Consider the following 14,766-nt stretch of genomic DNA (forward strand, 5'->3'; position numbering starts at 1 on the left):
GCGGACCGGGCCACCGCGGCGGCCGGCGCGGCCCGGGACGTGGCGGCCTGCCGGGCGGCCGAGCGCGCCGCCGAGTACGTCGACGAGGCCGTCGCGGCACAGGCCCGGGCAGAACGGGCGCTTGCCCGACTCGCCGCGGTGCGGTCACTCACCGTCGTGGTCGGTGGCTGGCTCCCGCTGGTGGCGGTGCTGGCCGGCAGCGGGCGGCTCACCGGCCACGGCATCAGCACCGGCGCGCTGATCGGCGTACTCACCTACCTCGCGCAAGTACTCGTGCCGGCCCTGGACCTGTTCGTCACCACAGTCGGCAACGCGGGCCTGCGGTTTGTCGTGACGCTGGACCGCCTGCTGCGCCGGGCTGCGCCGGAGCCCGCCGGCGAACGGCCGATCGCCGCCTCGCCGCGTCACCCGGCCCGCCTGGAGCTGTGCGGGGTCACGTTCCGATACGGCGCCGCCGCGCGTCCGGTCCTGGACGACGTCGACCTCGCGGTGGGACCCGGCGAGCACCTTGCCGTGGTGGGGCCCAGCGGCGTCGGCAAGTCCACACTGGCCGGTCTGCTGTGCGGCACGCTGCGCCCGCAGCGGGGTACGGTCCGCTACGACGGAATCCCGGTCGAGGACCTCGACCCGGTCACCCGGGCCCGGTGCCGGGTGCTGATCCCGCAGGAGGCGTACCTCTTCCCGGGCAGCATCGCGGACAACCTGCGTTACCTGAACCCCTCGGCCGGCGACCGGGCACTGCTTGCCGTGGCCGCACGGCTCGGAGCTGCCCCGCTGCTGGACCGGTTGGGGGGCCTGCCGGCGCACCTGTGTCCCGGCGACCTGTCCGCCGGCGAGCGGCAGCTGCTGACGCTGGTCCGCGCCTACCTGGCCCCCGCGCCGGTGGCGGTGCTGGACGAGGCCACCTGCCACCTCGATCCCGCCACCGAGGAACGCGTGGAGCGTGCCTTCGCGGAACGCGGCCCGCTCGTGGTGATCGCGCACCGGATCAGCTCGGCGGTACGCGCCTCCCGGGTGCTGCTGTTCGACCCGGACGGTCCGCTGCTCGGCGACCACCGGAGCCTGCAGGCGGCCAGCCCGCGGTACCGGGAGATGGCGGGATACTGGGCGTCGGGCTCACAGCCACCGGGCGCGGCGGGCCCGGTCGACGGCGTCGGCGAGGCTCCGCGCGCTGATCTTGGTGGTGATCCGGCTCAGGTTGTTGCGGACGGTGCCCGGTGAGAGCGCCAGCTTCCGGGCGATCTCGGCCGTCGGGACACCCTGGGCAACCAGCGCCAGCACCTCTCGTTCGCGGTCGCTCAGCGGATTCTCCGGCTGCACCAGCACGGAGACGACCAACTCCGGGTCGATCACCGCGCTGCCGTGCGCGAGACTGCGTATCGCGGACAGCAGGTGGCCCAGCGAGGCGCGCCTCGTTACGAGACCCACTCGTCGCAGGTCCTCGGGCGTGACCCGGGCCAGCACGTCATGCCGATCCGCCTCGATCAGGACCAACACCCGGCTCTCCGGTACGGCGATGCAGATGGCCGCGGCGGCGACCAGGGGATCGTCGTCCCCTTCGGAGTCGAGCACGGTCAGATCGGGCGGTACGGGCAGCGCCGTGGCGTCGCGCCACGCGGCCACCTCAGCGACGACCTCCAGATCGGCTTCGGCGCGCAGCGCGGCGGCCAGCGCACCGCGGTAGAGCGGGGCCTCCCGCACGATCGCGACGCGGATGGCAGAGGACCCGGCTTTCGACACGCCGACACCATGTCACGATGACAACACGGTGCGCGACCACCTATCGGACGGATAAAGGTCAGGAGACCTGTTTGTTCGGATATCTGCCCGCCGTGGTTTGCGGCCGATGTTTCACCGGACACTCCGAGGAACATGCGTGTGCCTCGGTAATGTGTCGATCTTCTATTCGCGCCCGCCGACGGCTTTGATCGGCGCCGATCGCATTGCGAGTCGGGTAGCTGTGGTGATCGCACCCCGGGAAAGTGCGACGGTGAGCGTCACGATCGCGATCAGGCCGATGATGGAGATGCCTGGGGTGGCCGACCTCGTCTCGCCGAGGCTGAAGCCGACAAGCGGCGGGATCGTCGCCAGCAGACCGAACAGCAGCGCGGAGAACACCACGATCCGGGACTCGCCGTTCATCATCGAGTGGACCTGGTCGCGACGGGCACCGATGAGTTGCAGCATCGCGAACTCGCGTCCGCGCGCCGCCGTCGCCATCACCAGGGTGTTTACGACGGCGATCGCGATGTAGCCCAGCAGAACGGTCTGAAACAGCACGTTGAGGACCCAGTCGCCCTCACCGCCGGCTCCCGGCGCGGCCAGGAACGCCTCCCGGTCGCCGACCTGGACCGTCGGGTAGGACTTGACGGCCGCGCGCAGCGCACCGGTAAGCGCCTTCGCGTCGGTCCCGCTCGCGGATCTGATCAGCACCGCGGTGTCGACCAGCGAGGTGGTGTGAGCGACGATGAGGTCGTTGGGCAGGGTGACGTCTCCGCACCGTCGACCTCGACAGCCCCGCAGGCGGCCCGACGACCGTCACCGTGGAGCTCCCGTGCGGGTGGTGATCGCCGAGGACAATGTCCTGCTGTCCACCGGACTGGAGCTGATGCTGGGCCGGGCAGGCTTTCAGGTCGTGGCCGTCGCCGACGACGCGGCGGGTTTCCTCACCGCCGTACGTGAACACCGCCCGGATGTCACCATCGTCGATGTCCGCCTGCCGCCCTCGTTCCGCGACGAAGGAATCCGGGCCGCCCTGCGGGCCCGCCAAGAACACCCCGGCCTGCCGGTCCTGGTGCTTTCGCAATACGTCGAGCAGCAGTATGCCGCCGAACTGCTCGCCACCACCGGCGGCGGGGTCGGCTACCTTCTGAAGGATCGGGTCAGCCGGGTAGACGGATTCGTCGACGCGCTGCGCAGGGTCGCCGCCGGTGGCACCGCGATGGACCCGGAGGTCATCGCGCAACTCGTCCAACGCGTCGGCGACCCGATCGACGCCCTTACCCCGCGCGAACGCGAGGTCCTGGCACTGATGGCGCAGGGACACGACAACAACGCCATCGCGCAGCAACTCGTCATCACCGACAACGCCGTCCACAAGCACATCGGCAACATCTTCGCCAAACTGGGCCTGGCCGTCATCGACAGCGGCCACCGCCGAGTCCTCGCCGTCCTCGCCTACCTCAACGCCGCAAGTCAGCTGAACGAATGACTGATATGGCCGTGCCAGCCTGCTTGATCAGGTACACGTTGCCCCCGGTCAAGGATCTCGTGGATGCGATAACCGGCCCTTCGTGGCCGGCTAGCCGGGAATTTCGGCCGGGATCGGCCTGGCAACGGCGGTGGGTCTGCCAGCCCTGCGAAGGCGCCGTACGGGCCGACCGGGCCCGCGCCGAGGAAGCCGCCGGCCCGCACTTCGGTGACCTGCGCGGGGCTTGCCGTTGATGATGGCCTCCAGTAGTCCGCGGGACGTTTGCAGGTCCTCGATCGCGGCACTGATTCGCCGATGCTCGCCGGCGAGGTCGGCGCGCAGCTGTGGGCAGGTTGGCGCCAGGAAACCGCCATCGCTGGAGACGCATGGCAACACGCCCGCGATGACACTGGTGGATAGCCCCGCGGTCAGCAGCGACCGGATGCGGCGCACCGTCTCCACGTCGGAGCCGGCGTAGCTCCGGTAGCCGCTGGGCAGGCGGCTCGGCTGCAGCAGGCCCTGCTCCTCGTAGTACCGCAACAGCCGCTCGGTGACCCCGGTACGCCGGGACAGCTCGCCGATGCGCATGTGGCCTCCGTCGCAGAAGGTTGACCTTCACATCGATGTGAGACTTTACCGTACCTCTCATGCGAGCCGTACAGATTGACCGCCATGGCGATATCGACGTGCTTACGCTGCGCGAGGTGCCGGTCCCTGTCCCGGCCGCCGGCGAGCTGCGCGTGCGCGTCGGCGCCTGTCACCGCGTCGACGACGTGCACCGGGCGCACCGGGTGTTCGAGGCCGGCGGCCTGGTCGGCAAGGTCATCCTGACGTTCTAAGGAGGCACCACCCCATGTCGGAGTCGGAAGAGGACGTGCGGGAACTGCTGGCCGGCGCTCGGCATGCCGTGGTCGGCGTCAACCGCGCCAGCGGGCCGCCGCAGCTGTCCGTCGTGTGGTTCATCTGGGACGGCCAGAGCTTCCGGTTCAGCACCACCCGCTCGCGGGCGAAGTACCTGAACCTCAGGCGCGACCCGGCCATCTCGCTGCTCATCGATGACTTCGAGAAGAAGTTCTACGTCGTTGCGTACGGCCGGGCACGGCTCATCGAAGACAACCACGACGCGCTGGCCCAGCCGTTGATCGAGAAATACATGCCGGAACGGTCGGCCGATCCGCAGTGGACGCCGGACCGGGTGATCGTCGAACTACGGCCTGACCGCCTCCTGACCGGGCGGTAGCTGCCCGCCGAGCGATGCCTGAACCCAATCCCAGGAAGACAAGCATTTCCGCTCCCTGCCCTGTAACGATGCCCGGGACTACGCAGGCCAAGTGAGAGCCGGTGAGCCGGTCCTGCACCTGCGCGACCTGCGCCGGGTGGCTCCGAAGCGGCGGCGATGTCGGTGATGGCGCGAGCTTGGCGTACCTGGCGGGCTGAGGTCACCGCCTGCACCGTACCGGCCGTCAGTCATTGACACGGCTTGTCCCCACGCTCGATACTCAATCCGCTAATGAACTAGTGGATTGGATGTGATGGTCACCTTTCGGATCGACCGCCGCTCTGGTACGGCCGTCTATGCCCAACTTGTGCACCAGGTCCGTCAGGCGATCCGGATGGGTCGTCTCGCACCGGGGGACCGTCTGCCCACCGCTCGTGAAGTCGCCGAACGCACGCATATCAACCCCAACACGGTGCTGCGCGCCTACCGCGACCTCGAGGTCGCCGGACTCGTCGAACCCCGCCAGGGATCCGGCACCTTCGTCCGTGAGGACCTTCCCCCGCAACCGGTCGACGACCCCGCGCTCCGCCAGGCCCTTACCGCCTGGCTCGGCAAGGCCCTGGAGGCCGGCCTGAACCGGTCCGACATCCACACCCTCGTCGATGTCATCGCCGAGGAACTTGCCGACTCCGCCCCCGCCACCGACCACGAGGAACCAACCGCCCATGTCAGATGACATTCCGGCCGCCGTCACCGTCGAAGGCGTCAGCCGTCGGTTCGGCACCACCGACGCCCTGCGCGACTGCACTTTGACGATCCCGGCTGGTGCGGTCGTCGCCGTGTTGGGCCGCAACGGCGCCGGGAAATCCACCCTGCTGCGCGCGATCGTCGGACTGCTGCGTCCCGACCGAGGACGGCTGACCGTCCTCGGTCAACCACTGAATCCCAGTATCCTGCCGCGCATCGGATACGTCGCCCAGCAGGCACCGCTCTACCGGAACCTGACCGTGCAGCAAACGCTGCGCCTGGGAGCGCGCCTCAACCCGCGCTGGGCCACGGACTACGCCGAGCATCTGGTGCACACCGCGACACTGCCCACCACCGCCCGGGTCGGTTCCCTCTCGGCCGGGCAACGCACCCGGTTGGCCCTCGCCATGGCCCTTGGCAAACGACCGGACCTGCTGATCCTCGATGAGCCCCTGGCGGCCCTCGACCCGATCGCCCGGACCGAGGTCATCGGAACGTTGATGGCCGAGGTCGCCGACCGGGGCGTCACCATCGTGCTGTCCGCCCACGTCGTGGCCGACATCCAGCACATCTGTGACCGCGTCGTGGTGCTCGCGGCCGGCGGGATCCGACTGGACGCCGAAACGGACGCGGCCGTGGCCGAGCACCGGATCGCGGTCGGCGCCGTCAGGGACCTGGCCGCCCTCGACGGCCTGCCCGTCGTGGAGCTCCGGCGCGACGGCAACGATTTCACCGCCCTGGTCCACGGCACGCGGACACGGGATGCCGGCTCCGTCGCCTGGCACAGCCCGACCCTGGAAGAAGTCCTGCTCGGTTACCTGCGCACCGCGAAGCCGCAGCCCGTAGAGGAGGTCCGCGTCGCATGAGCTGGCTCGCGCTTCGCCTGCTTCGCCCGTACCTGATCACCGCCGCGGCGCTGACCGCGGCGGCCACCGCCTACCTCTGGTACGCCACCAGCACCGTTCAAGACCAGCTCGACGGCGCCGGCACACCGAACTGTCTCGACCCGAACGTCTGCTACCCGCACGGGGCGGCGATGGACGCGGTCCTCGGCATCGAACTGATCGCCGCGTTCCTTCCGGCCACGTTGGGTCTCATCCTCGGCGTGGCCCTGTTCGCCCCCGAACGTGAGGACGACACGATCGCGTACATCCTCACGCAGTCCGTTGCCCGCCGCCGATGGGTGCTCACCAAACTCTGCTACGCCGTCGGTGCCGGGCTGACCCTTTCGCTCATCGTCGCCGTCCCGTTCCGCGTCGTGGGCACCCGTTACACCGTGCTCGCCAACGACACGTACGAGATGCTGCAACTGCTGCATTTCAACAGCATCAGCTTCATGGCCGGACAAACCGCGGCGCTGACCGCCCTCGGTGGCGTGCTGGGCCTGGCCCACGGCCGGACCCTGCGGACGCTGGCCCTGACGGTGGTGACCGGTCCGATCGTCGTCTACCTTGGCGGCGGCCTCGGCGTCCTGCTCGGTGCCCCCCTCGTCAGTCTGGCCGGCGGCTTCGACACGACGACCGCCCCGGCAACGGACTTTTCCGCCGACATCTCGATGTTCGACACGATCGGCTACCTGATGGCGGCCGGATTAGGCCTCGCGGTCCTCGCCATGGGCTACCTCGCCACGAGGATTCGAACGGCGTAGCAATGAAGCCATCCGGGACTCGAGGGCGCGGATCTGCCGAGGAGGGGATGTCCGATCTTGGTGGGGGTCGTCTCACCGGCGACGGTGTGCGGTTGCATGTGATGCGCAATGGCGGCGTGGGTGCCGGGTGACGTCGCCTATCGTGGGAAGGATGGACGTCCGCAAGCTGGTATTCGATGCCGGGGACCGTGTCACTGGCTCGGTCGACCCGGAGTGGACGACACCGCCTTGTCCACCGCCGACCGGTGTCTGGCCGCGCACCGGGCGGGACGAGAACCTCGACTTCGACCGCCTTGCCTTGGAGGACAGCGGAGCTGCGGTCACCGCCGTGACCTTTCGTCCGAGCCCGTACCAGGCTGTTCTCGTCGTGGCCGCCGCCGACATCGATGCTGTCGAGAAGATGCTCCGGCCGCAGTTGCCCGATCAGTTCTGCGTCGTGGCCAGCAGGTGGACCCGGGGCCAACTCGACGACGTACGAGCCCATCTGATGCAGCATTGGCAGGACTGGACCTTGGAGTCCGTCGGCGAGGCCATCGACGAACACGGGCAGGCCCGCGTCGAGGTGGAGCTTCTGCGAGTCACCGGCGATCTCGCGCAGTGGGCGGCGACGCTCCCTGACGACTTACTGCGACTGGTGCCTTTCCTGGTTCCGCTCACATCTGGATGACGTTCCCGCCCTACGGCCTCCACCCGCCGCCGTCCAGGACGCTGGTCGCCGCTAGCTGTGAGCTGACGATGTACTCACATCCGTAGCCGCAGCGCGGGCGTGCCGGGCTATTCGGCGCCACTCGCGCTCCCGGTCCCCGCGAATGTTCGTCAGAGCGAGCGCCACTTGTTGACCATCGGAGTAAGCGGCCGAGATTTAACACAGGGCCGCCTTGTCACCCTGCGTAGACATCGATTGCGATGTTGGACCCAAGTCGACGCGGGCTTGTAGCCGATGAGAGGGGTCGACCCCGGCCGCAAGGCCCGCTTGCGCGCACTGACGACCCTGCGCGGGCTCTGAGGCCCTGGGTACCCGCTCGGGCGGGTACCCAGGGCCGTTGCGTGGGCGGATGGCAAGTAGCGGGTGGTGCCAGGCCCACCGGGCCGAGCTGGTATTCCTACCGACTTGCGGCTCATGGCTGAGCTGGATCGAGGCCGAGTTCGTCGCCCTGCGCTACTTCACCCTCAACGGCACCCACTCCGAGCAGACACCGCCATCGGCCGCAGGACGAGGCACTAGTGGACGTACAGGTCGTACGTGGTGCGGTTGTTGCTGTACGCGCAGCGCCAGAACTCCCACCGGTGCTCGTTGGACAGCTGCCGCCCCGTGTTGTTGCACTCGTTACGGTTGGTCACCCCGGTCTTGTGCAGGTACAGCAGCTCATCGTCAGAATGGTTGTAGTACATCGTGTTGTCCACCGCGAACTCGCCGAGCTCGTTGCCCGGGTTCAGCGAGCTGTCGGCGTCGAAGTGCCAGTGCACGCCGAGCCAGAGCCGGCTGTGCGCGTCCTCATCGGCGGCGGCGGAGAAACTGGTGAACGTGCGCTGCACGCCGGCGGCGTTCGGGTCGTCGGTCGTGCCGGTGTAGGTGATGTCGTCGCGGCCGAACCAATGCGCCATGACATGCGCCCAGGTGTACGCGAATGTGGCGTGCCCCGAGACGAAGGCCGGGAACGGCGGGGAGAAATGGTTGCCCTGCCGGTCGACCGACAGCGGCTGCCACGACGGATCCGCCTCGGTGTCCGCGTTGCCGTCGCCGGCCGCCTGGTGGATGGCCATGTCCGGCCGCCACAGGTCGACGGAGCCGAGGAACTTGCGGTCCCAGGCCAGGATCGCGGCGTCCGCGAGCCCGACCGCCACCTGGGCGAACAACTTCACCTTGGAGGTCACCGGCACGCCCTGGGCGTTCGCGACGATCTCGGTGTGCTGCAGCAGCTGGCCCGGCGGCTTGTACGTCCCGTTGACGTCGTTGGCCCAGAAGAAGGCGGCCTGCCTCTGGTCGGCCGTCCGCACGGTCGAGTTGACGGAACCGTACGTCTTCACCTCGTTGAACTGCTCGGCGTACTCCGGGCTGGCCAGCAGCTCCGCGTAGCTGGTGGCGCCGCCGGGAAGCGGCGGGCGGAACTGTGCCCCGCTGGTCATCACGAACGGGGTGACATTGCCCCAGTTCGGGTTGACGACCGGGCCGTTGGGCGAGGCGGGCCGCCACGCTCCTGGCACATCGTCCGGCGTGTACGCCGCCACCGGGTCGCTGGAGTGGTCGCTCGCGCGGCGCTGGAGCACGGCCGCCGCGGTCTGCTGGCCGACCGACCTGCCGGCGGTCTTCGCGGCTGAGTCCGCGATGTCGGACTGTGCGGTGGCGAGTTCGTCGTCGAAATTGAAGCCGAGGCCGCCGAAGACGCCGGTGAGAGCGTCGTGCGCGGCGTAGTCGACGGCGGAGTTGAAGTCGCCGCCGCCGCCGACCTGCAGCGCGTACGGCTGGCCGAGGCAGTCTGCCGCCCGCTGCGCGCAGAGTACCGAGTTGGCCGCGTCGTACATCGAGACGTACATGATGGCCGCGGAGCGTGCGAGCGGGCCGGGACCGATGTCGGACGTCTCGCGGAACGTCTGGGTCAGTACCTCATTCCAGTAGTTGACGTGATCGGCGGGGCCGGCGGCGAGCGCCGGGGCCGGGGTGACCGCTTGGAGGGCACCGGTGGAAAGCGCCCCCACAAGGGCAAGCGCGCCTAACCTTCGTGCAGACAGCAACTTACAACCTCCCCCGTGATGAATACGTCACATTCCGTGACGCACGCTGTCACTCTACAAAGGAGGTTGAATTGCCGTTTGCCCATGAGAGTGCCGAGATTCGTGACCGAACAGGTGTTGACAGGCGCTGGTGCTCCGGGACGCGCCCATCGACGTCAAGGACTCGCCGGAAGGCCGGAGCGGCACGGTCCGCCTCGCCCCGAAGTACAGCCTGCTGCACTGTGCCCGCCCCGGCTGTGCCCTAAGGTCACGGGGATGTCCCGGCGTTATCTGCCTGCTCGCGTCCGCGTCTCGATCGATGCCCTGGAGCATCTCCTCGGCGGTCTGGGCACCGCGCTGCTCGCGCTGGGGGCGCTGTTGTGGCTGATCATTGTGGCGCTGCTGTCCCTGACCGGCGTCGGGCTGTTGCTGGTGCCCGGCACGCTGCAGGCAAACCGGTCCGTCGCGAACCGGGAGCGGGCCCGATTGTCGCGTTGGCGTCCGGAGATCATCGACCCGGAGCCGCTGCCGGACCGCGTGCTGCCCGCGCTGCGGGACAGCACGGTCCGGCGCGAGGCCGGGTGGGTGGCCACTCACGCGACGTTCGGTTTCATCATGGGAACCGTCGGTCTTTCCCTTCCCCTGTACGCGGTGCAGTACCTCACGTTCCCGGTGTGGTGGCGGTGGCTGGACGCCGAGCAGGGCGGTCCCGGGTTCATCAGCTTCCCGGTGCGCACCGAGCTCGGCGCCCTCGTGGTCGGGCTGACCGGCGTCGGCATGGCGGCCCTGGTCATCGGTCTCAGCCCACTGCTGGCCCGCCTCCAGGCCGCGCCCGGGTGGGGTCTGCTCGCCGCTGATCCCGACGCCGACCTGTCGCTGCGGGTGGCCCAGCTGACCGCCACCCGCGCCGCCGCCCTCGATGCGCACGCCGCCGAGTTGCGGCGAATCGAGCGTTCGCTGCACGACGGCACCCAGAACCGGCTCGTTGCCGTGAACGTGCTGCTCGGCGCCGCCAGGCGGGCGCTGACGAGAAATCCGGACACCGCCGGGGAGATCCTCGAGCGTGCGCAGGACGCCGCCGAACAGGCCCTGGCCGAATTGCGTACCGTCGTCCGCGGCATCCTCCCCCCGGTGCTGGCCGACCGCGGTCTCGCCGGCGCGCTCACCGGCCTGGCCGGCAGTTGCGCCGTGCCCTGCACAGTGGACGTGGACATGCCGGGACGCTGCGCAGTATCGGTGGAGGCGACCGCGTACTTTGTCGTAGCCGAGGCCCTCACCAACGTCGTGAAACACAGCGGGGCCGCTGCCGTCGCCGTCACGGTCCGCCGCGAGGGTGACCGGCTGCTGCTGCGGGTGGACGACGACGGACGAGGCGGTGCCGACGAGAGCCGCGGTTCGGGGCTCGGCGGCATCCGGCGGCGGATCGAGGCGTGCGACGGGTGCCTGACCCTGATCAGCCCACCCGGTGGGCCGACATCGATGCAGGTGGAGCTGCCATGCGGATCGTGATCGCCGAGGACGACGCCCTGCTGCGTGAAGGGCTCGCGCTGTTGCTGCGTGCGGAGGGCCTCGACGTGGCCGCCACGGCCGGCGGCCCGGAGCCCTTCCTGGAGGCGGTCGACTTCCATAGGCCGGACGTCGCCATCGTCGACGTCCGGATGCCCCCGACCCACACCGACGAGGGAATCGTGGCCGCGGTCGAGGCCCGCCGGCGCCACCCCGATCTGGCGGTGCTGGTGCTCTCGGCGTATGTGGAGCAGGCCTTCGCCACCGATCTGCTGGCCGGTGGCGCCGCCAAGCTGGGCTATCTCCTGAAGGAGCGGGTGGGCCGGGTCGATGAGTTCCTCGGCGCCCTGCATCGGGTCGCCGACGGCGGCACGGCCATCGATCCGGAGGTCGTCGGGCAGTTGTTGACCCGGACCCGGCCGGACGGCGGGCTGGACCGGCTCAGCGCCCGCGAGCGGGATGTGTTGGCCCTGATGGCCGAGGGCCACGGGAACACCGCCATCGCCGAGCGGCTGTTCGTCACCGAGGGTGCTGTGCACAAGCACATCCGCAGCATCTTCGCGAAGCTCGACCTGGCACCCACCGACCGTGCGGACCGCCGGGTCACCGCCGTGCTGCGCTATCTGGAGGACATTCAGCGCCGGGCCGGGTAGTGCCCCGCACATAGCTTTTGACCGGTAACCGAAGCGGCCGCCTCGTCGGCGGCCGCTTCGCGGTTGCTTCTCAGCGGTGGGACTTGAGCCAGCCTTGGACCTCGGTGATGACCTGTTTGTCAGGCTCGCCGAACTCCGGGCGGAACTTCGGGGTGACGTTCATGGTGTGCGCCATGCCCGGGTAGATGACGATCTTGTGGTCCTTGTGGCCGGAGACGGCGGCGTCGGCGACGATCGCGGCGCGAGCCGGAGTCTGGAGGTCGTTCTCACCGTTGAGCAACAGCGTCGGGCCGGAGAACTTGGGCAGCGACTGCGACACGGTGGGGAAGCGGGCGATGTCCTTCATATAGTTGATCGTGCCCTGGTCCAGGCCCGGCAGGTTCGGGTAGTCGTCGATATGGGTGGCCTTGCGCAGCACGGCGCCGGCCTCGGCGTCGATCGCGATCTGACCGTCGTGGTTCTTGTCGGTGCCGGCCAGCACCTTCTTGCCGTCGAGCAGGACGGAGCCGAACTGGTCGGCAACCTCCTTCGGCTGCCCCACCAGGCCGTCGGTCGCCTCGACGGCCGTCAGCTGACCGTCACCGTTGACATCGAACTCGTCGTGCATCTGCGCCAACAGCCGACCGTAGATCTGGAAGGTCAGCAACTGCTCGACGGGCAGGCCGACGACCCCCATCTCGACCACCCCGGCCGGCTTCGGGATGCCGAACCTGTTCGGGTCGGCGGCGAGGTTGGCGGCCACATTGGTGCCCTCGCTGTGGCCGAGGAGAAATATCTTCGACGGGTCCACCCTCGGCGACTTGGCGGCGAACCGAACCACCGAAGCGGCATCCTGCTGGATCTGGTGGTACGGGTTCTTCGGCATCAGCTGGGCCGGATCAGTGCTCTCCACCGGCCCGATGCCGGTCACTCCGCGCTTGTTGAAGCGCAGGGTCGCGAAGCCTTCCCTGCTGGCCGCCTGGGCGAGCGGAACGAAGGTCGTACCCTTGCCGTCCGGCAGCGTCTGATTCATGTCGTTGTGCCCGCTGCCGTGCAGGAAGATGACCAGCGGCAGGCGGCCCTTCGCACTGCTCGGATAGGTGAGCTCGGCCTTGGTGACCCAGCCCTTGCCGAAGTCGATCTGCACCTGCTCGCGAACGACACCTGCCCAGCCGGGCTCCGTGGCGGCCACGAGGGTCTGGCCACCGCCGATGAGCGCGCTTTCGGTGTCGTCAGCGTTGGCGACTCCCACACCCGAAGCCAGAATGGCGCCGCTGACGGTGAGCCCGATCGTCATGCTGCGGAATTTCTTCTTCGTCGTCATGGCGACAACGCTATTTTTCGTAGTGGTCACGCTCGATCCCGACAGCTACCCACCTGGGGTACAGCAGGCTATACGGCGGCCCCTCCACGAGCCACTGTGGACCGGCTGTTCCTCTGGTCTTGATCCGGCAGACGGGTGAAGGTCCGCCGGTACGCTATCGGTGTCAGCCCGACCCGCCGCGTCAGGTGCTGGCGCATCGAGTCGGAACTGCCCAGGCCGCTGCGGGTGGCGACGAGGTTCATCGGCAGGTTGGTGGACTCCAGAAGTTCGCGCGCTCGGTTGATGCGCTGATGCAGCAACCATTGCAGCGGGCTCAGGCCGGTCTCGGTGCGGAATCGGCGCGTCAACGTCCGTACGCTGTTGTTGGCGTGCCGGGCCAGGTCGGTCAGCGTGAGCGGCTCGTCGAGGTTCTGCAACGCCCAGGCCCGGGTTGCGGCGAGGGAGACGCCGGTCTCGGCGGGCAACGGGGTCTCGATGAACTGCGCCTGACCACCCGGGCGAACCGGTGCCACCACGGCCAGCCGGGCCACCGCGTTGGCCGCGGCCGCCCCGTGGTCGGAGCGGACCATGTGCAGATCGACGCCAGGCGTCTGCTCGCCGAGGCCGCCGCACGCAGCGCCTCCAGGACCGCCGGCGGGACGTCGTCGCGACCCATCCCGCCAGTCACCATCACCGTGTCGGCCTCGTCACGGCGCCTTCGTGCTCGGTCCCCTGCTGGCCGGCGAGACAGCGTCCTACCCAGGAGACCTCGACGTAGCGCACAGCTGGAACTACACGCAAGACATCGCCCGCACGCTCGTGGCCGCGAGCCGCAACGACGCCGCGTGGGGCCGGCCCTGGCACGTGCCGGTCACGTCGTCTCTTTCCGTGCGGGCACTGAGCGAGCGGCTCGCCGAACTGGCCGCAGCACCCACACCCAAGCTGCACCGCATCGACCGCGACGAGCTGGCCACGCTGGCCCGACAGCAACCGGTGTTCGGCGAACTCATGGAAATGATGTACAGCAACGAAAACCCGCACGTGATCGACTCCAGCCGGACCGAGGCGATCCTCGGCGTGAAGCCGACGCCACTGGACACAGTCCTGCGAGACGTTTGGCAGGTGCCGTCGGTGCGACCGGAAACCTCGCCGACCGGCTCTCCCGCCGCCTCGCGCCTCAACAGCCCGGCGCTATCTGAGCGGGTAGCCGCGGGGTCGGCAGGCCCACCGCCGTTGCCAGGCCGATCCCGGCCGAAACTCCCGGCTATCGGCCTCGACGGCATCGAATCCCGTTCGAGGCAACCCGTTCACGTCTCGCGCTCGGCAAGGTCTACCGCCGCGCCGGCTACAAGCGGAACTCAGCCGACATTTTGACTACGGTGTCGGAGATTTCATCGGCTGGAGTTCCCCGCTGGGTCGAAGGAGCTCAGCCGGAACTGGCCAGGTCCGGCCTGCACCACCCCGGCTCAGACCTGACCGAGAACGAACGCCGGGTGGCAGAGCTGGTCGCCGCCGGACGATCAACCATGAGGTGGCCGCCGCGCTGTGGCAAAAGGCGAGCCACCCGGGCCCGATCGCTCGGGTGGTTCTCGCACTTGGACTGTCGTCGCTGGTCGGCGACCCGATCGGCTTTCGCCCCGGCCGGAAGCAGGTAACCACCGCTCCGTGAAAGCGGGGGAACTCGGACCGACCTCGGTGAGCACGAGACCGGCGCGGAGTCTCTCCGGACCACGCCGCTGGTCACATCCAATGTTGAGGCTCCGCGAGCCGGCTTGGGGCGTGGCATACGCCGATCCGCATCCCGATGGA

The 14,766-nt window shown here is 69.1% G+C and carries 17 protein-coding genes; 11 read left to right on the plus strand and 6 right to left on the minus strand.

What is annotated here, in order from left to right:
• On the plus strand, nucleotides 1-1,221 hold a 1,221-nt coding region (locus AB0F10_RS18995), incomplete at its 5' end, for an ABC transporter ATP-binding protein (RefSeq protein ID WP_360626196.1).
• Here the strand turns inward: AB0F10_RS18995 and AB0F10_RS19000 are convergent.
• Nucleotides 1,117-1,740, minus strand: a complete 624-nt coding sequence (locus tag AB0F10_RS19000; RefSeq protein WP_360626199.1) for a response regulator transcription factor — start codon at nucleotides 1,738-1,740, stop codon at nucleotides 1,117-1,119. The two genes, AB0F10_RS18995 and AB0F10_RS19000, sit on opposite strands and share 105 nt — an antisense overlap.
• Nucleotides 1,741-1,902: 162 nt before the next feature.
• Complete coding sequence (locus tag AB0F10_RS19005) at nucleotides 1,903-2,433, minus strand: FtsX-like permease family protein (RefSeq protein WP_360626202.1); 531 nt, start codon at nucleotides 2,431-2,433, stop codon at nucleotides 1,903-1,905.
• A 121-nt stretch (nucleotides 2,434-2,554) separates the two neighbouring features.
• On the opposite strand from AB0F10_RS19005, the gene AB0F10_RS19010 reads away from it, so the two are divergent.
• Nucleotides 2,555-3,211: a response regulator transcription factor gene (locus tag AB0F10_RS19010; protein WP_360626205.1), complete on the plus strand. Its 657-nt coding sequence runs from the start codon at nucleotides 2,555-2,557 to the stop codon at nucleotides 3,209-3,211.
• 90 nt (nucleotides 3,212-3,301) lie between these two features.
• Here the strand turns inward: AB0F10_RS19010 and AB0F10_RS19015 are convergent, their stop codons facing one another.
• Nucleotides 3,302-3,778: a MerR family transcriptional regulator gene (locus tag AB0F10_RS19015; RefSeq protein WP_360626208.1), complete on the minus strand. Its 477-nt coding sequence runs from the start codon at nucleotides 3,776-3,778 to the stop codon at nucleotides 3,302-3,304.
• Nucleotides 3,779-3,837: 59 nt separating this feature from the next.
• On the opposite strand from AB0F10_RS19015, the gene AB0F10_RS19020 reads away from it, so the two are divergent.
• The 6 genes from AB0F10_RS19020 to AB0F10_RS19045 all read left to right on the plus strand — a co-directional run bounded on the left by AB0F10_RS19020 (nucleotide 3,838) and on the right by AB0F10_RS19045 (nucleotide 7,471).
• Nucleotides 3,838-4,029 (plus strand): hypothetical protein, encoded by a 192-nt coding sequence (locus AB0F10_RS19020; protein WP_360626211.1) that lies wholly within the window; start codon nucleotides 3,838-3,840, stop codon nucleotides 4,027-4,029.
• A 14-nt stretch (nucleotides 4,030-4,043) separates the two neighbouring features.
• Nucleotides 4,044-4,430, plus strand: coding sequence for a PPOX class F420-dependent oxidoreductase (locus AB0F10_RS19025; RefSeq protein WP_360626214.1), 387 nt, complete (start codon nucleotides 4,044-4,046; stop codon nucleotides 4,428-4,430).
• Between the two features lie 292 nt (nucleotides 4,431-4,722).
• On the plus strand, nucleotides 4,723-5,145 hold the full coding sequence (locus AB0F10_RS19030) for a GntR family transcriptional regulator (protein WP_360626310.1): 423 nt from the start codon (nucleotides 4,723-4,725) through the stop codon (nucleotides 5,143-5,145).
• Nucleotides 5,135-6,022, plus strand: a complete 888-nt coding sequence (locus AB0F10_RS19035) for an ABC transporter ATP-binding protein (RefSeq protein WP_360626217.1) — start codon at nucleotides 5,135-5,137, stop codon at nucleotides 6,020-6,022. The genes AB0F10_RS19030 and AB0F10_RS19035 overlap by 11 nt, the downstream gene beginning before the upstream one ends.
• On the plus strand, nucleotides 6,019-6,804 hold the full coding sequence (locus AB0F10_RS19040) for an ABC transporter permease (RefSeq protein WP_360626220.1): 786 nt from the start codon (nucleotides 6,019-6,021) through the stop codon (nucleotides 6,802-6,804). The genes AB0F10_RS19035 and AB0F10_RS19040 overlap by 4 nt, the downstream gene beginning before the upstream one ends.
• A gap of 151 nt (nucleotides 6,805-6,955) precedes the next feature.
• On the plus strand, nucleotides 6,956-7,471 hold the full coding sequence (locus AB0F10_RS19045) for a hypothetical protein (protein WP_360626223.1): 516 nt from the start codon (nucleotides 6,956-6,958) through the stop codon (nucleotides 7,469-7,471).
• A gap of 554 nt (nucleotides 7,472-8,025) precedes the next feature.
• Here AB0F10_RS19045 and AB0F10_RS19050 read toward each other — a convergent pair.
• Entirely contained in the window at nucleotides 8,026-9,501 is a 1,476-nt protein-coding gene (locus AB0F10_RS19050) for a vanadium-dependent haloperoxidase (protein WP_360626226.1), read from the minus strand.
• A 291-nt stretch (nucleotides 9,502-9,792) separates the two neighbouring features.
• Here AB0F10_RS19050 and AB0F10_RS19055 point away from each other — a divergent pair, with 291 nt between their 5' ends.
• Complete coding sequence (locus AB0F10_RS19055; RefSeq protein ID WP_360626229.1) at nucleotides 9,793-11,025, plus strand: sensor domain-containing protein; 1,233 nt, start codon at nucleotides 9,793-9,795, stop codon at nucleotides 11,023-11,025.
• A complete protein-coding gene (locus AB0F10_RS19060; protein WP_360626231.1) occupies nucleotides 11,013-11,675 on the plus strand; it encodes a response regulator transcription factor in 663 nt (220 codons plus the stop codon). Before AB0F10_RS19055 ends, AB0F10_RS19060 begins: the two co-directional genes overlap by 13 nt.
• 70 nt (nucleotides 11,676-11,745) lie before the next feature.
• On the opposite strand, the gene AB0F10_RS19065 is transcribed toward AB0F10_RS19060, so the two are convergent.
• Together AB0F10_RS19065 and AB0F10_RS19070 are read right to left on the minus strand one after the other, a co-directional pair.
• Complete coding sequence (locus AB0F10_RS19065; protein ID WP_360626234.1) at nucleotides 11,746-12,978, minus strand: alpha/beta fold hydrolase; 1,233 nt, start codon at nucleotides 12,976-12,978, stop codon at nucleotides 11,746-11,748.
• A gap of 68 nt (nucleotides 12,979-13,046) precedes the next feature.
• Nucleotides 13,047-13,508, minus strand: coding sequence for a helix-turn-helix domain-containing protein (locus tag AB0F10_RS19070; protein WP_360626236.1), 462 nt, complete (start codon nucleotides 13,506-13,508; stop codon nucleotides 13,047-13,049).
• A 169-nt stretch (nucleotides 13,509-13,677) separates the two neighbouring features.
• Between AB0F10_RS19070 and AB0F10_RS19075 the strand changes: the two genes are divergently transcribed.
• Nucleotides 13,678-14,331 (plus strand): hypothetical protein, encoded by a 654-nt coding sequence (locus tag AB0F10_RS19075; RefSeq protein WP_360626239.1) that lies wholly within the window; start codon nucleotides 13,678-13,680, stop codon nucleotides 14,329-14,331.
• Nucleotides 14,332-14,766: the final 435 nt, after the last annotated feature.

Source organism: Actinoplanes sp. NPDC026623 (genome assembly GCF_040638275.1).
Taxonomy (GTDB): domain Bacteria; phylum Actinomycetota; class Actinomycetes; order Mycobacteriales; family Micromonosporaceae; genus Actinoplanes.